General features: G+C 56.5%; 10 protein-coding genes and 1 pseudogene. 5 read left to right on the forward strand and 6 right to left on the reverse strand.

From position 1 onward, the window contains the following. Window positions 1-460 precede the first annotated feature (460 nt). Window positions 461-2,089 carry a methyl-accepting chemotaxis protein gene (locus LCH65_RS17220; RefSeq protein ID WP_072365813.1) on the forward strand — a complete coding sequence of 543 codons (1,629 nt, stop codon included), beginning with the start codon at window positions 461-463 and terminating at the stop codon, window positions 2,087-2,089. 241 nt (window positions 2,090-2,330) lie between these two features. Then, window positions 2,331-3,509, forward strand: coding sequence for a DUF2252 domain-containing protein (locus LCH65_RS17225; protein WP_226439664.1), 1,179 nt, complete (start codon window positions 2,331-2,333; stop codon window positions 3,507-3,509). A 124-nt stretch (window positions 3,510-3,633) separates the two neighbouring features. On the opposite strand, the gene LCH65_RS17230 is transcribed toward LCH65_RS17225, so the two are convergent. Next, the gene (locus LCH65_RS17230) at window positions 3,634-4,074 is read right to left on the reverse strand and encodes a TspO/MBR family protein (RefSeq protein WP_003371008.1); all 441 of its coding nucleotides are present in this window, start codon (window positions 4,072-4,074) and stop codon (window positions 3,634-3,636) included. Between the two features lie 397 nt (window positions 4,075-4,471). On the opposite strand from LCH65_RS17230, the gene LCH65_RS17235 reads away from it, so the two are divergent. Next, a complete protein-coding gene (locus tag LCH65_RS17235) occupies window positions 4,472-5,797 on the forward strand; it encodes an FAD-binding oxidoreductase (protein WP_226439665.1) in 1,326 nt (441 codons plus the stop codon). A 26-nt stretch (window positions 5,798-5,823) separates the two neighbouring features. Here LCH65_RS17235 and LCH65_RS17240 read toward each other — a convergent pair whose 3' ends face one another. Both LCH65_RS17240 and LCH65_RS17245 read right to left on the reverse strand, forming a co-directional pair. Beyond that, a complete protein-coding gene (locus LCH65_RS17240; RefSeq protein WP_122266777.1) occupies window positions 5,824-6,894 on the reverse strand; it encodes an alpha/beta fold hydrolase in 1,071 nt (356 codons plus the stop codon). 503 nt (window positions 6,895-7,397) lie between these two features. After that, window positions 7,398-8,117, reverse strand: coding sequence for a hypothetical protein (locus LCH65_RS17245; protein ID WP_004417680.1), 720 nt, complete (start codon window positions 8,115-8,117; stop codon window positions 7,398-7,400). A gap of 499 nt (window positions 8,118-8,616) precedes the next feature. Between LCH65_RS17245 and LCH65_RS17250 the strand changes: the two genes are divergently transcribed. Next, the gene (locus tag LCH65_RS17250; RefSeq protein WP_226439666.1) at window positions 8,617-9,081 is read left to right on the forward strand and encodes a DUF3429 domain-containing protein; all 465 of its coding nucleotides are present in this window, start codon (window positions 8,617-8,619) and stop codon (window positions 9,079-9,081) included. A gap of 184 nt (window positions 9,082-9,265) precedes the next feature. Beyond that, a pseudogene (locus LCH65_RS17255) lies at window positions 9,266-9,646 on the forward strand (HAD family hydrolase); the annotation flags it as partial. Window positions 9,647-9,841: 195 nt separating this feature from the next. On the opposite strand, the gene LCH65_RS17260 reads toward LCH65_RS17255, so the two are convergent. From LCH65_RS17260 to LCH65_RS17270, 3 genes are read right to left on the reverse strand one after another with little or no spacing between them, the layout of a single operon-like run. After that, a complete protein-coding gene (locus tag LCH65_RS17260) occupies window positions 9,842-12,130 on the reverse strand; it encodes a DEAD/DEAH box helicase (protein ID WP_226439711.1) in 2,289 nt (762 codons plus the stop codon). After that, window positions 12,105-13,400, reverse strand: a complete 1,296-nt coding sequence (locus tag LCH65_RS17265; protein ID WP_226439667.1) for an ATP-binding protein — start codon at window positions 13,398-13,400, stop codon at window positions 12,105-12,107. Before LCH65_RS17265 ends, LCH65_RS17260 begins: the two co-directional genes overlap by 26 nt. Continuing rightward, window positions 13,397-15,862: a TerB N-terminal domain-containing protein gene (locus LCH65_RS17270; RefSeq protein ID WP_096114875.1), complete on the reverse strand. Its 2,466-nt coding sequence runs from the start codon at window positions 15,860-15,862 to the stop codon at window positions 13,397-13,399. The genes LCH65_RS17265 and LCH65_RS17270 overlap by 4 nt, the downstream gene beginning before the upstream one ends. Window positions 15,863-16,020 lie beyond the last annotated feature (158 nt).

Genomic DNA, 16,020 nt, shown 5'->3' on the forward strand with positions numbered 1-16,020 from the left:
GCTGCCTCGGGGCTGGCTCCCTGACCGGAATAAGCACCAGAGACTACTTCGCATTCCGACATACTTCCTCACTGGGTTCCACTGAGCGCACCCAGCGCATCAGTACCCGTTTTCATGCAGTCCCCCCTTTTTATCCAGTAACACCCCCGTGGCTATTCATAAAATCCGCTTCATGCCGATAAAGACAGGGAGCGCGAAAAGTCAAAGTGTCGTGAACAGCACTTTCCACCTCTCGCGCCCCGTAAAACTAACGGTCTTGGGCCAGATATCTACTAGGCTACGGCACGGTTAGTTTGTTGTTGGAAGCAGGTTCTGCCCTGGCACAGAGAGGGGATGGCCATTTCTGTAGTCCAACGAACCGCTTACAACAAAAGTACAAAACCACGCGTAACTACTTGCCTCTAGTGCAGTAGGGCTCTCGGACAGAAGTGACCCCTTACTTAACGATGATGGATAATCAATGAACCTGATAAATCGCACCAGTTTCGCTAAAAAACTCATGGCCGCGTTCATCGTTTGCGCCATGATCACCTTGGCTGTGGGTGGTTTGGGCATGCTCGGTATCAACCGGCTTTCCGATGCCCTTGAGCTGACGTTCTCGAATAATCTGGTTTCAGTGGCCAACACCAACGAGACGATGACCGCCCTGACCACTCATAACCGCGGGCTTTACCGTTTGCTCGACGCCAAGGACAAGGCCACGGCGGAGAAAATGCGCCAAAGTATCAATGCCGAGCTGGAGCGTGCGCAGAAAGTCTATGCCATCTACCGCGCCACCCCATTGGAAGACGATGAACGCGCAGCGGGCGACCAGTACGACGTCTTGATGTCAGCCTACATCTCTGCGTCCCAGAACATCTTTGACCTGCAGCAGGCGGGCAAACTGGAAGACGCGCGCAATCGCCTCAACGCGCTGGCGGACGGGGAGTTCAACAAGGCTCGCGGCTACCTGCAGATCATGATCGACTCCAACAAGCGCCAGATCAAAGAAGGTGCAGAGGCCGCTGACAGGCTGCAAAGCAACTCGGTATTCATGTTGACGGCGGGTATCGTCACCGCGTTTGTGGTGGCGATCATGTTGGGTATTCTGATCACTCGCATGATTACAGGACCACTGAGAAGCGCTATCGAAGTTGCACAACGTATTGCATCGGGCGACTTGACCCAAAGCGTTTCCAGCACCCGAGGCGATGAAGCGGGGCACCTGCTCAATGCGATCGGCACGATGCAGGGCAATTTGAAACGCACGATTCAGGAGATTTCCAGCGCGTCCGATCAGCTTGCCTCCGCAGCCGAAGAGCTTGGCGCGGTCACCGAAGAAAGCACACGCGGCCTTACTCGACAAAATGACGAGATTCAACAGGCTGCAACGGCGGTAAACGAAATGACGGCGGCTGTTGAAGAGGTAGCCCGCAATGCAGTGTCTACCTCGGAGGAGTCCAAAGCACTGGCAACCGACGCCGCGAACGGTCGTGGCCAGGTTGATAACACCGTCAAGGGCATCGGCACGATGGTCAGGGAGATTACCGAGTCGACAGGGTCAGTGACCACGCTTGCTGGCCACGTCCGGGATATCAGCAAAGTGCTTGAGGTCATCCGCAGCATTGCGGAACAGACCAACCTGCTCGCGCTGAACGCCGCCATCGAGGCTGCACGCGCCGGTGAACAAGGCAGAGGGTTTGCTGTGGTAGCCGACGAAGTGCGCGCTCTGGCGCACCGCACCCAGGCTTCAACGGTGGAAATCGAAGGCATGATCGGTACCGTGCAGTCCGGTGCCGACGGTGCGGTCGCTGCAATGAGCAAAAGCCTGGCGACGGCCACCAACACCCAGGAACTCGCTCAGCGTGCCGGCAGCGCCCTGGAAAAAATCACCAGCGGCGTAGGCACCATTAACGAGCGCAACATGGTGATTGCCTCGGCGTCCGAAGAACAGGCTCAGGTCGCACGCGAAGTGGATCGCAACCTGGTCAACATTCAGGAGCTGAGCGCACAGTCTGCAGCCGGCGCTAATCAGACGAGTGCATCCAGTCAGGAACTTTCACGGCTGGCGATTTCGTTCAACACGATGGTTGCGCAGTTCAAGCTTTAACGGGTTTGTGCAGGTGTATTTCCGGTCTGATCGTCTGGACCGCTTTGACCGGGAATACACACTGCTTTCTCTTGTTCTTTTCTTGTTGACGGTCGACCTTGCCAGTTTGCGGTGGGCAAAGCGCTTGAAACAGTTTGAATCCGGCTGGGACGCTGAAATAAACAGCGATCAGATATGAAATATCTTGAAACATTCGTGTCACATGAAGAGTCAATGGAGTAACCCTCTTCAAGGTTTTCCGATGAAAATGCCTCGCCCGAACACACGTCTCAAATCCCTCATCAATCTGCGCAATCTAAAAATGGCGCGGTCTGCGCACGCGTTCGTTCGAGGCAATACCGCCCAGTTCTATGAGTGGCTTCACAGCCAGTCGGGTAGGCGTCTGCCCAGCGGTCCGCCGGTCTGGATCTGTGGCGATTGTCACGCCGGCAATCTGGGGCCCACAGGGGATTCGAGAGGGCGCATCGACATGCATATCCGCGATCTCGATCAGGCCGTCATCGGTAATCCTGCCCATGACCTGGTGAGGCTGGGGTTGTCGTTGGCGACGGCTGCTCGTGGCTCGGACTTGCCCGGCGTTACCACGGCAAGAATGCTGGAAGAGATGATGCAGGGCTACGAAGAAGCTTTTTTGGGCGACGACGATGAAGAGCCTGATCGCCCTGCGCAAGTGAAAGCCGGAATGCGTAGCGCGGTACAACGCACGTGGAAGCACCTTGCCAAGGAGCGCTTCGAAGGTACGCAGCCGACCATTCCGTTGGGTAAGCATTTCTGGCAACTGTCACGCGCGGAACGCGATGCAATCAAGGAGCTTTGTGAAACGCCGGAGATTCATGCGCTGGTGACATCGCTCAAAGGCAGGTCGCAGGATGACCGTGTGCGCTTACTCGACTCCGCCTATTGGGTAAAAGGATGCAGCTCGCTGGGGCTGCTTCGCTATGCGGTGCTGATGGGTGTTGGCGATGAAGAGGATGAAGAGTTCTGCCTGCTCGACGTCAAGGAAGCCGTCGCAGCGGCGGCCCCCCGTACGGCAAGGGCTCGCATGCCCAGAGACAATGGCAAACGGGTAGTGGAGGGCGCCCGGAATCTTTCGCCCGGCCTGGGCAGCCGAATGGTTGCCGTGCGAATGCTGGATCATTCGTTCTTCATACGTGAGCTGCTTCCTCAGGACATGAAGCTGGAACTGGATGAGCTCACCGAGCAAGAGGCCATGCAGGCCGCAGCGTATCTCGCAAAAGTGGTTGGTAACGCCCACGCCAGACAGATGGATCTGGCCACACGTGCGGCGTGGATCAGAGATCTGCAAAGCAATCGCTCCGAGACCCTGGACGCTCCCTCCTGGCTATGGTCAAGCGTCGTTCAACTGGTCGGCAGTCACGAGCAAGGCTACCTTGAGCACTGTCGGCGCTACGCGCTGTAGCGCCTTGTGAATTGAGCGGAACAGATTAACTGCCGATGCTGGCCGTCCTTGGCTTACATGAATCAGTTAATCAATATTCTGCTCAAACTCGCCGGGGAAGCATAAGGAAGTCAGCGCCAGGCACTTATCGGTTGTGGCGCAGAATGGAGAAGTTCAACGCCGCTGCCACAGAGAGCCAGACCAGGTAGGGAAACAAAATCAGCCCGGTGATGATGTCCAGTTGCAAGGCCATCACGATCATCGCGGCAACCACGACCCACAGCAGAACCAGAATCACCATCGCAGCAACCAGACGGTTCGCGCCAAAAAACACCGGCGTCCACAACGTGTTAAGCGCTATTTGAGCGGCCCACAAGGCCAGCACGATCTCGCTGCCGGGGATCAGCGTCAAGCGATAGCCCGCCCAGGCGAGAAGCAGATAAATCGTCGTCCACGCCACCGGAAACGCCCAGTCAGGTGGGGTGAAGCTCGGTTTCTTAAGAGATTCGTACCATGCTCCTGGCTTGAAGATGATGCCGGTTGCTCCGGCGGCGCAGCAGGCTAGAAGGAAAATGAAGAAGGTCATGAGTTGTCCTGGGTCGAGGGCTTATGAGGCTGATCGGTGGTAGCGATACCCAGGTTGGACGCCTTTGTGTTGAAAAGGTCCGTTTTTTTGATGTGAGGGTCAGAGCGAAGAAGAGAGGCGTGCCCTCTGCTTGACACCTTGGAAAGCGCTGTTGCCGAATTGTAAAGCCCACCTCGGCGCCTCGATAAAGTCTGCCGAAGCGTGCCGTTTAAACGGTGGTTTCTACCAGGTAGCCCCGCGTTTAAGCGCTTATTGACGGCCTTATGGTGGTGTAATAAACCCTTGATGGCCAGATGCTCGTCAGACCACGGTGGTCTGCGCTTTATCGGAGGACTGGCTGGACGGGTCGGGCTTTAGCAACAGGTCACTCTTCTGAACTCATGTGGATAACCAGAACATGCCAGCACCTTTAACTCCCGTGCATACCTCTGCAGATCTGCCGGCGGAGGCCGATGTGGTTGTGATCGGCGGCGGTATCATAGGCGCGTTTACCGCCTATTACCTTGCCAAGCGCGGCATGAAGGTCGCGCTGGTCGAAAAGGGCCGCATAGGCGCCGAGCAGTCAAGCCGTAACTGGGGCTGGTGCCGTCAGCAGAATCGCGATGCGCGTGAATTACCGATGGCCACCAAAAGCCTGGAACTGTGGGAGCAATTCGCCGAGCAATCCGGTGAACAGACCGGCTTTACGCGGTGCGGCTTGCTCTACCTGAGCAACAACGACCAGGAGCTGGAAGGGTGGGCGCGCTGGGGCGAGTTTGCGCGTACCGTCAACGTGCAGACCCAGATGCTTACCGCCGAGCAGGCCGCCGAACGGGGCAGGGCGACGGGCAAGCCTTGGAAAGGCGGGGTGTTTGCGCCCACCGATGGCATTGCCGATCCGTCCCGCGCAGCCCCCGCAGTCGCGCGCGCGATCATGGCACTGGGCAGTAGCGTGCATCAGGACTGCGCCGTGCGGGGCGTCGAGACCGAAGGCGGTCGCTTGTCGGCAGTCGTCACCGAAAAAGGCACCATCCGCACCCGGCTCGCGGTGCTTGCCGCAGGCGCTTGGGCATCTTCGTTCTGCCGCCAGTATGGTATTCGCTTCCCGCAAGCGACGATTCGTCAGACCGTGCTTTCGGTCACCGCCCCGAGCCAGGAAATTCCCAGTGCGCTGCATACCACCGGCGCGTCCATGACCCGCCGCTTTGATGGCAGTTACACGCTGGCGATCAGTGGCTGGGGTCGAGTCGATATCACGCCGCAGTTGCTGAGGTTCTCTACGCAATTCCTGCCAATGTTTCAGCGTCGCTGGCGCAACCTTGCACCTGGGGGGCTGGAAGGCTGGCAGGCTGGCCACGAAAGCTTGAAGCGCTGGCGCCTGGACCAGCCCACGCCGATGGAGAGAATGCGCATTCTCGATCCAAGCGCTGACGCCTCCGCAGTTGCGCTGACTTACAAGCGCGCGGTGGAATTGGTGCCGGCACTGCAGGGTACGTCGATCAAGGCGTCCTGGGCCGGTTACGTGGACAGTACACCGGACGGCGTTCCCGGTATCGGCGAAATGTCCAGCCTGCCTGGGTTAGTGATTGCGGCCGGGTTCAGCGGGCATGGCTTTGGTATTGGCCCGGGCGCGGGTCATCTCATTGCCGATATTGTCAGCGGTGTGAGCCCCATTGTTGATCCGCGTCCTTATCATCCGGACCGCTTTCAAACGTCCGCCTGGGGCAAGGTGGCGGACTTTTGAGCTGAAGCTGGGGCGAGGAGGTGGATTTATTTCACCTTTTCAGTCTCGCGCATAAACTGCCCGAGCTCCTTGCTATAAAACTTCGCCATGCTCGTGGTGCCGTGACCACGGGTGTCTGCACTGGCGGGGATAAGTAATAGCCGTGCGTGCTTGAGTTCTTTCATCGAGGCCTGCATCAGGCCTGTTTCCGGTGGGATGCGCTCATCGTCCGCTGAATTGATGGCCAGCACCGGTGCCTGGATTTTCTTCAGACCGGGGGCTGCGTTGAAGTCGGCGGAAGATTGCCATTGGTAGATAAAGTCATTGGCGTCGGCGGTTTGTGCAGCGCTGAGGCGTTCATCCACCAGTTTGTCGGCCTGAGCGCGGGTCGGGGCAGCCGCCTGATACGCCAGAGTACCGCCACTGGTACCGATGCTGAACATCGCGTTGGCCAAGCGTAGGGACGGCGGTTGCGCGCTGTAGTTGCCGTTGTTCCAGGCCGGGTCTTGCTTGATTGACTCGACCAGCAAGCGGCGCATCATCCAGTTGCGGGATGACATTTCGGTGGGTTGAGACGCCATGGGCACCAGCGCATCCATCATCTGCGGCCAGTTCTGGCCCCACATCCAGGTTTGCATGCCGCCCATGGAGTTACCGATGATCAGCCTCAGGTGCTTGATACCCAGGCCTTCGGTGACCAAGCGATACTGGGCTTGAACCATGTCGTCGTAGTTGTACGCCGGAAACCGAGTGCGCAAGCCGTCCGATGGTTTGCTTGACTGGCCTACGCCAATGCCATCGGTGGAAATGATGTAGTACTTGCTTGCATCCAGCGGCTGACCAGGGCCGAACAACTCCCCGCCAAAATCCTTGCTCAGCATATCGCTGCCTGGCCGATAGGTGCCGTGCAGAAAGAGGATGGCGGGATTTTTGGGATTGCCAAGGGTGATGTAGTGCAGTTTGAGGTTGGCGAGTTTCTCACCGGTATGGAAGGTGAACTGCGGTGCAACCCAGTCGCCGTCGGTTGCGGCGGGTAAGGGTGCGGCATTGACGGCGGAGGCCAGTAACGCTACAGAAAACAACAGCCCGATCGCGGGACGTGAAATGAATCTATGCATGATTGTGTCCTATTATTTTTGTTTTAGGAGGTCCTGCGCTCCGATGCTTGCAGGAGATTAATTACTTGGCGCGCATTTCGCTGGGCCTTGGGATGGTGCCACCGCGGCGCAATGTCCCCGGTGTCAATACAGGGGATCTTGGTTCCCGTCCCGTTCTGTATTTTTTTCAGGGCGTCATGGATGTCGAAAAGATCATCTTCCAACGATCAGATAATGTTAAGTTAATTTTTATATAACATTACTTAACACCTTGGCGCAGCTTTGTTTTGAAGAATATGCTTGAAAAAAGCGAGTTCGCGCGTTGGCGAGGGAGCGGTGGAGGGGGTGAGTGAGTTGCGCCCGTAAGAGGGTTGACTGGGCCAAAAGTCCAGTCAGCCCAGTCGAAGCGATGAAAACGCAGCCGGAAACCTCAAACGGTTTGGCCGGAAGCAATGACCTTGCTCGGAATTTCGCCAAGACGTCAAATGCAATGGCCAAGGAAAATTAACCAGTAATGGTTTTCTTTAGTTATCCTCGCCAGCGATCACGATATGGCTATGTTCATCAGCATCATTGATTCTGCTAGAGCCTCTTCCAGTCAGATCAAACGAGATTACCAAGCCTGGCCGCATGTCTTTTGGTCCGTCAGTCTTGCTGTTGCTGAAATGGCCGGCACCGCCCCATACGATACTTTTGTTCGCGCAGACAGCGGAGGCCTCTCTTGTAGCCGCCGCATCCCAAGCTACATTCAAAGCTAGCCTCTTTTTCATGTACAAAATTTTTTGCATCGGCGTTTTAGGCTGATCTATCGCCATTTTCCTATCAATTCCAGAAACATAAATCCCTGCACGATGAGCACTGCACAGCGCCTCAGAAACCTTGTCTAGCCAAGCGTCTCCGTGTCGCCCCCATGATGCTTCCAGAAAGTGTTTGACAGCGCTTTTTCCATCGCTCAATGCTTCTCTGAACGCGGCGCCATCGGAGTGCTTTACAAACTCTACCGCCAGGTGGTCGACGCCTGCATTTTTAAGTTTTGCAGCGGACTCGGTTATTAGTTTAGGTATGAAAAGCTTACCGTGCTCATCACCAATGTACACAAGGTTGTTGTCACTGGCTGCGCCTACTAGCGTATCAACGGGCCCACCCCTTGGAGGCCTGACATTTATACTGGGGTTGATACCTGCCGATGAGCTGCCTGAACTGACATAGCTGGTCGGGCTGGATGATGAAATTCTATTTAGCATATTATGTCCTTCGTTGTTCGAATTACGTTAGCTGGGAGTGTCGCTACCACATCGAATGTCACGCACCAAAGGGTTCCAGACATCACCGTCGTTTAAGTGGCTCATACTGGCTTGTCAGTTCCCTGATATCTGAAGGCCATAAGATTTGCTTTATTGCGCACGTGAAAGAGCAACGATGGTGGCGCGCAACGACGGGCAAAAGCACGGAAAGCAGGAGTTTTTCTGCTGCCAGGGCTCATGAGATGACTCCGTCAGCAAGTAGCAAACTGATTGCACGCCTTGAAGATCAACGCTGGGGTTTGATCTGGATAGGCCGGGCAGGGGGCCGATGCGGAATCTCGTTCAATTTGCCCAAATGGTCACTGCTCTCGGCTCAATCACGATATGGGGTTACCCTGAAGACCGGGTCATAAGGCGGGGCCCACCTGCCATCAATGTATCGCTCAAGCGGGGCTTTTGGGCCTACAGTCTTGAGTGTCGCTCACTGCAAGGAATACACATGAACGCGTTGCCTTCAACCTCTCTGCCAAAGCCCATCAGCCTGCTGGGTTATGGCGGTCTTTTGCCGTTTATTTCTCTGGCGCTGCTGATCCCGTTCTCTGGCGACTATCGGCCGCTGTTTGCGATTGCGCTTGTTAACTATGGAGCCGTCATCCTGAGCTTCGTCGGCGCCTTGCACTGGGGCTTCGCCATGACCGCGCAAGACATGAAAGCCGAGCAGCGCAGCGGCCGGTTCATCTGGAGTGTCATCCCTGCACTTATTGCCTGGATTGCCACGTTACTGCCAATGCCATTGGGTTGCTTGCTGTTGGTCATCGGCTTTGTTGTCCACCTCTGGCAGGACAGGCAACTCTCGCGGGTTATAAGCTTGCCCGCCTGGTACCTTCCGATGCGATTACGGCTTACCGTCGTGGCTAGCGTCTGCTTACTGCTTGCCGCGATAGTTGAGGCGCTTCATTTATGAAGCCTCTCACAATCAAATGTTGGCCGTGGAAGGTTCGCCGATGCAGCGTCAGCAAGCACAGAGGGAGGTCGAGGCATCGGGGTTCATGAAAGGGAGGTAAGGATTGGTGAAAGCGGCTACACATGGACAGACATATAAATACACATAATTGAACAAGTGGGCGATGTCATATGTTCATAGGTCGCTGCGCTCCGAGGGTGTGCGGGTGGGCATCTGTTCAAACCTGTGCGAGCCCTATGGAGCTGCGGTGCTGCGGGGATTTCCGAAAATGGACGGGTACGCCTTTAGCTATGAAGTGGGTGCGATGAAGCCGCACGCAATAATTTATCAGTCCATCTGCAGTGCGCTGGCGGTGGTACCTGGGGAAATGTTTGACGATCGAAAGCAGCAGATCGCGATGGTGGGCGATTCCGTGAAGTGCGACAGGGATGGGCCTAGGGCAGCGGGGATGCTGGGATTTCATTTAAACAGGTCGGGCAGGGGAGCCGTGCAGGATTTGGTTCAATTTGCTCATCTGGTCATTGAGTCGCGACATAGCCACAGCGTGAAGCTCCTCGGGGCGTGAGGCCTCCTCGCATCATGAGGGGGAAGGGTTGTCTCTAATTCGCGGAGGTGAGGCCAATCAGGACTACAGCAGGCTGCTGCCCAGTATGTGTGGTATGCAGGCCAGACCGGACTTAGCGTTGTTGGCTCGAAGAGCTCACATTTGTGGTGGCTTGTAGCCGAGCAAGACAGCATCGCTCTATTCAGCAAGTCTACTCTAAGCGATAGCCTTGGTGTAAGCCTGAGCAAACGCAGTTGCCCCATGCATATCCAGATGGCTTGAAGCATAGGATTTCATCAGTAGGGTGTTCGGTAATGCCCAGTCCCACTTCTCAGTCACCATATTTTCGACGTTGGCCAGAACCAATTCGGATTGGTCTGGATCAAGCCGTGCTACCTCTGCCAGGGCCTGTGATGTCCGCTCTGGCGAGCTACTGATTTCGAGCGCAAGGCCTGAACCGCTGCAGTCCAAGCCTACATGATTGAGCATCAACACAAGGGCATCGTTAGTGTGATCTCCGCACCAAGTAAATAGGTACGTTCGACTGTGCGAGCCAACCATGTGTTTGTTCTCAAGACCCATGGCATGGAAGGTCTTGCGTGCCTCCTCCAGTAGGGTCTTTGCCTGGGCATCCAAAAAAGGGTAGAGCTCATTACTCATCAACACCGCGCGCATTTCCTCTCGAACTCGGCCGTGAACCTGTGCGCCGAGGCCGTCAAATTGAGGCGGCTCGCCACCCCGTGCAGCGGTCACCACGATCACCTTGGCTTCTTGGTCGACCTGCTGAACCTGCCAACGGCGCCCGCCGAAGATAATTCGCTGACCGATGGAGAGAGGCCGGTCTATCGGTACCGATCCAAGAGGCTTCCCGTCTCGGATGAGTCGAAATTCTTCCGGGGTGTTGAACGCGCTGTAGAACTCGTAGTGATTGATCAGACGTTCGCCCAGCTCACCAGGCAGCAGGAGCCCTGCGCTTTCTTGCACGATCAATTCTTTCTCTCCCAGCGACTTGAGTAGGTTCAAGAAATCCCCTTTGTCGATGTTGTGGAATGCACCCGAAGTCACAAGGTTCTTCCATAGTTGAGCCGCGCTTGCTCCGCCGAGCTGGGCAATTGATGACAAGCACTGCTGCACCAAGGTCGACGCGTGCAGACCTTCGGCCCTAGGGGGTTCGAACCACCCTTGAATCAGCAGTCGGATCATCGCGATGGACTGCACGAGGGTTTCGCGCAGTTGGTCAGACAGACCTGATTGCGGCGTTATGGGCCGCTCGGAACAGTACGCCCGCAGTATCGCAGCCTCATCCCCACGGCGCCCTGAACGCCCTAGCCGCTGCCGCAAGCTGGCCACTGAGGGAGGGCAGCCGATCTGCGCGACCGTTTTGATGTTGCCTATATCGATCCCAAGCTCAAGCGTGGTTGTACATACAGCAGAGGCGGGCATGTCGCCTGCTTTTAACGCTCGCTCAGTATCTTCGCGCAGCTCTTTGGAGAGGCTGCCATGGTGTGGCCAAAACTCGTTTACCACACCGTCACGCTCACACAGCGCACGAAGACGGTCGGCAAACCATTCGACCTGCTGACGGCTGTTGGGAAAGATCAAGTTATTGCTCCCCCGGAGCACTTTGTATAAGTGCTCTGCAATAGCGACCTTGGTGCCGGTTGGCTCATCCGGTTCTTCATCGGTGTTACTTGCTGAACCATTTTGAACCTGGCTGTCTTGGACTTGGCCGCGCGGGTTCGCACCTTGGAGATGTTGAGCAATTACTTTTTCAATCGGTGGCTCGACGTACCCACGCACCTGAACCAGCAGTTCCTGGCCCGATGATTTGGACTCCACCAACTCCACGCCTTGCGGCGCGCCTGGACGCAGGAATCGCTGTGCGAGAGACATATCGCCCAAGGTCGCCGACAACCCGACACGGGGAATTTGTCGCTCGACGACCAATTCGACGCGCTGCATCAGTGACTGCAATTGTTTGCCACGTTCACTGCCTATGAAGGCATGAAGCTCGTCGACGACTAGGTAGCGTGTAGCGCCAAACAAACCGGGAAGGGCAGTCCCCCTGTTTACAAACAAAGCCTCCAACGACTCAGGCGTAATCAGCAGAATGCCTTCAGGCGACTTCAGAAATCGTTGTTTCTTGCTCGCTGAAACATCTCCATGCCAGGCGACCACGGGGATTTCGAGGCGCTCGCAAAGCCTGCTGAGCCTGTCCCATTGGTCATTGATCAGCGCTTTGAGCGGGCTGATGTACAACACAGTTCCCAAGTCATCCTGCCGGCTCAGCAGATGAGTCAGGATGGGTAGAAAGGCTGCTTCGGTCTTGCCCGCCGCCGTAGACGCCGCAATGATGACGTCCCTGTCGGCATTGACCAGTGCCGGCACTGCCCACTCCTGAGCATCCCGAAGTGACGTCCAGCCCTGCGACCATACCCATTGCTGTACTTCAGGGTGCAGTAGTTCGAAGGACGACGAATCAGAGTTTGAAACTTGCGAGCTCATCATCCGCCTCTACCACCAGATCCTGTTGGCCACCCTCATCCTTGGCTAGCTCGACGGCCCCTAGGAGAGATCGCCAGTCTGCGCCTGGATTCTGCTCAAGGACGGCCAGCAGGTTGATAAAGGCCGTAATAGTGGTGCGCGGTGTACGGAAGTAAGCCTCACCCAGTCGTTGGTTACAGTGCGCCATGAACGCAGGGATGGCCTCATCCGGTAGGAGGTATTTCTCTGGATCGGCATATGCGTAGACATTGCGCAGCTTCTGCAGCAGTACATAAAAGTCTTCTGGGGTAAGGCTGCTGAGTCGAATTACTGGCCCAGAAAGGTCAACGAGGCCAGTGCGGGCAAAAGTGTTTTCAGCCAAGCGAGACTGCAGCGCCGGGTAGCTGTACAACCCGCGGCGTGTATCCATCAAAAACTCAGGCGTGCCACCGAGAACAAAGCCCAGCCCTTCAGCTGATCCTTGCAGGGAATCGTTCAGGATACGCAGAATCTGTTCGTAGTTGGCATTCCGCGCCTGGGTGTTTGCCAACTTGTAGAGGTTGACCAGCTCATCCAGGCAAACCATCAGCCCTGTAAACCCCGCCAGCCTTACGAACCGCGAAAGCAATTTCAGTTGGTCGTAAACAGAAGCGTCATCGATGATGGTTCGAACGCCCAACGCGGCGCGGGCGTCAGTCTTGGTGGTGAACTCGCCCCGAAGCCAACGGATTGCATCCGCCTTGAGCTGTTCGTTGCCTTCTTCAAAGCCACGATAATAGGCGGCGATCACGTCAGCGAAGTCGTATCCGTTTACCATTTCGGTGAGGCCAGCTAGGTAGCGGCGGATGACAGCATCTGTTTCAGCGCCACTGGCCTTGGCCTCGGACTTAGCCTGAGCGATGAATTTCTCGACAATCCCTTGCATAGCCCCGCCGTCCGGCTTTGTGCGAGTCGACATGTTCTTTGCGAGCTCGGAATACAGCGAACGAGCCTGGCCGCCCGAGGCGTGAAGTCGGCGATCGGGGTTTAAATCCGCATGCATCGTCACAAGCTTGCGCTCCATCGCGATGCCGCGCACCAGGTTCAGGAAGAACGTCTTACCCGCTCCATACTCGCCAATGACAACGCGAAACGCAGACCCACCATCAGCGAGGCGGTCAATGTCCTTAAGTAGCGAGTCAAGCTCGCCAGAACGTCCGACCTGGATCAGATGCTGGCCAACACGCGGGACTACCCCTGCACGGAGGGACTGGATGACCGCGTCGCGATCCTTGGCTCGTATCGTCGTCATAGGGTTAGCTCGTTCATAATTTCGGGGTTGATCTCGATCGGGTCATCGCCCTCACAGAGCGGCATGTCGAAGCGATCAAATGCCATGTCATTTATCTGCTCCAGGGCGCCATCAAGCATCAGGTCTAGGTCGGCGGCTGCGTCTTCGAGTTCAGCCCGGCTCCACTCATTGCGGCCTACAAGCAGGCGTAGTAACGCGGAATGATCAACGTCCAAACCATACACAGTCGCCCCATGGGATGTCTCAGAAGCCTCAGCGTCCGATTCGACGTCGCCTGAGAGCGCAGTTCTCTCTCTTGGCTGGTTTTCCGGGACTTCATGAGCAGCGATGGTGGCGTCTCCTGCGCTGTCCTCGGCAAAAACACCAGCCAGTAAAGCAGAGACTTCGGCGGTCTCTTGCTGCAGCTGGGCGATTTTGCTCATATCGAGAGTAAAGCCTGTGTCCGTCTTTAGTTTGCTAGCACCAGTATCATTGATAGGCATGGACCTCGGTTGCGCCGATGAGCCTCGCTCGGTTGGGGCGGTGATACTAGATGCGGCTGAATGGAGATCGCTGTACACCATTTTAGGATCAAGAGAGAGTGTCTTGTAGACCCTCTCAAGCAGCTTCACTTCTGCTGGGGTGACCTCGCCGTCAGCATGTGCAAGGTGGGACAGGAAGCCCGCAATCTTGCGTTTGGCCTCAACGCCCAACGGCTCCAGCTTTTTCTTCAAGCTGGCCAGCGTAGGGGGCTGCTTGAGCTGTAACGCCAGGTGTGCGCTCAGACGCTTGCGGTGCCCAGGCTCAAAATGAGTCCAGGAGTCAACATGGCTGGTCAGCAGGCGCACCTCTTCAAGTGACGTATCGCCATCGGCTGCTGCCACCGCACTCGCCAAATCAAGGGTGACCACGGCTGCGTTGTATCCATCGTCCGCCCGCAGGGGGCCATCCGACGGCAAGACCCCAAATAATGCAACGATGTCTTCAGCTTTAGGCGTTCGAGCACCTGAGAGCACATCGGGTTCGAACCCAACGTTGCAGGCTTCTAGCGCCCGGGCCAAGGCAATGACCTTGTCCCGTGACAGCGCGCCTGCAGACTTAAAGCGACCGGCCAGCTCACCAAAACTCATACACACTGTGTCAGTACCGACGCTTTCCCTTATCATCTCAAGCTCAGCCTGAGCCTCCGCTGGCCACAGCGGGGTAGGGAGCTGCAGCAGGGCTTCCAGTGAATCCGGAGAGTCTGGGTTGCGGCCGAGGTAACGGCTATAAGGGTCGAGCGTTATTGAGCACTGATCCACCAGCGCCTGAAGCTTGTTCCGGGGGCCAGAGGTCGCAGAAACATCCGGCAGATCGCCAATCTTGACGGCTGGAACAGAGAGTCTGGCCGAAGCGGGGCGGTAGGCGACCTTCAAGCGCGTCTTGTTGTTGCCCAGCGTTATGCCATTGGGGTGGCGGCGGTCGAACTCCTGCTGGAACAGCTGCCCAAATTTATCTCCGCAGCGGGCCACGGGCGTGCGGCGCGTAATATTCGGATCGGTCAATGCCCATGCGAGCGCCCAAGAGCTCTTCAATGGAGTCTTGTCGACCGCCATTTGCCCGAGCGCGATTCGAACTGGCATCGGTAACTCGTAAGAGCCCGCCTCGTATTTCTGCGGCTCTTGCAGGTAGGTTTGAGGAGCGACCTCGTGCATCTTAAGGTGATCCAGAAAGCGCGTCGCGTAACCGCGGAACGAGTTGTTGTTGCCGTAGATGCCGAGCAGCCTGCGTACTTCCTCCTGAATAACCTCGACGTCAGCACGCGCCTCTGCACTGGTCACTCCATCGATCAAGGCCCGACGCTCAAGCCCATAAAAAAAGAGAAAGACATAGCCAACATCTGCCTCAGGGTCACTGCGTCCATCGGCCAGCCATTGCAGATAACCTCGACGAGCCTCCGGCGTGATGTCGTTGTACGCAGGCCAATAACCCATCTGCCGCACAGAGGGATCAACTCTCGATTTCGCCACTCGCAGTGATGCGTCAATGAGCGAGGGTTCTTCGTACCCAAACATCTCGCCGTTGCTCGCAACATAAAGTAGCCCGCCAGGCAGATGCAGCCCGGCAACCTCCACGCTCTCGTTCAACCCGAGCCAGCGGGCTTTGCCAGTTTTGGTGGCAGGTTTCGGAATGGCGTACGTTTGACTTGAGGATGAACCAAGCCGCACACGTTGGAATTCGGACGAATCGGAGCGTCCTAGGGAAATACTCACCATAGGTTCATCTTGAGCGATCGTCGAAAGACTTATCGACTCATGGGTAGGGGAGGAGGCGAGCTTGCGCTTACGTGGCTTGAAGACAAGCCAGCATGTAAATCCTACCGCGACGCTCACGGCCAGAATAATCCAAACAGGCTTGGGGATCTGAGCGAACAGCCCGACCAAGATGATGAGGGGGAGGAAGGCACCGAGACCGGCGTTACCCCCTTTGCGCTTCCGTGCCATAACTGCAGTCCATAGAATGATAGTGGCTTATCAGCATTATTGCGGATTTCTCGGATGCGGCCAAGGCACCAACGGATTACCGGGCGAGCGGTACATCGTCTGCTTTGAACGACCCCCCGCATATTGGCCATATGAGTTTGGGCTCAGTGTGGGAGGGG

It is taken from the genome of Pseudomonas sp. MWU16-30316, from assembly GCF_020515645.1.
Classification (GTDB): domain Bacteria; phylum Pseudomonadota; class Gammaproteobacteria; order Pseudomonadales; family Pseudomonadaceae; genus Aquipseudomonas; species Aquipseudomonas cerasi.

What these genes read in the sequence shown, in the direction of transcription:
- LCH65_RS17230 (WP_003371008.1), bottom strand. Translation starts at nt 4,074, where the DNA reads ATGACCTTCTTCATTTTCCTTCTAGCCTGCTGCGCCGCCGGAGCAACC.
- LCH65_RS17240 (WP_122266777.1), bottom strand. Translation starts at nt 6,894, where the DNA reads ATGCATAGATTCATTTCACGTCCCGCGATCGGGCTGTTGTTTTCTGTA.
- LCH65_RS17220 (WP_072365813.1), top strand. Translation starts at nt 461, where the DNA reads ATGAACCTGATAAATCGCACCAGTTTCGCTAAAAAACTCATGGCCGCG.
- LCH65_RS17245 (WP_004417680.1), bottom strand. Translation starts at nt 8,117, where the DNA reads ATGCTAAATAGAATTTCATCATCCAGCCCGACCAGCTATGTCAGTTCA.
- LCH65_RS17270 (WP_096114875.1), bottom strand. Translation starts at nt 15,862, where the DNA reads ATGGCACGGAAGCGCAAAGGGGGTAACGCCGGTCTCGGTGCCTTCCTC.
- LCH65_RS17235 (WP_226439665.1), top strand. Translation starts at nt 4,472, where the DNA reads ATGCCAGCACCTTTAACTCCCGTGCATACCTCTGCAGATCTGCCGGCG.
- LCH65_RS17260 (WP_226439711.1), bottom strand. Translation starts at nt 12,130, where the DNA reads ATGAGCTCGCAAGTTTCAAACTCTGATTCGTCGTCCTTCGAACTACTG.
- LCH65_RS17250 (WP_226439666.1), top strand. Translation starts at nt 8,617, where the DNA reads ATGAACGCGTTGCCTTCAACCTCTCTGCCAAAGCCCATCAGCCTGCTG.
- LCH65_RS17225 (WP_226439664.1), top strand. Translation starts at nt 2,331, where the DNA reads ATGAAAATGCCTCGCCCGAACACACGTCTCAAATCCCTCATCAATCTG.
- LCH65_RS17265 (WP_226439667.1), bottom strand. Translation starts at nt 13,400, where the DNA reads ATGACGACGATACGAGCCAAGGATCGCGACGCGGTCATCCAGTCCCTC.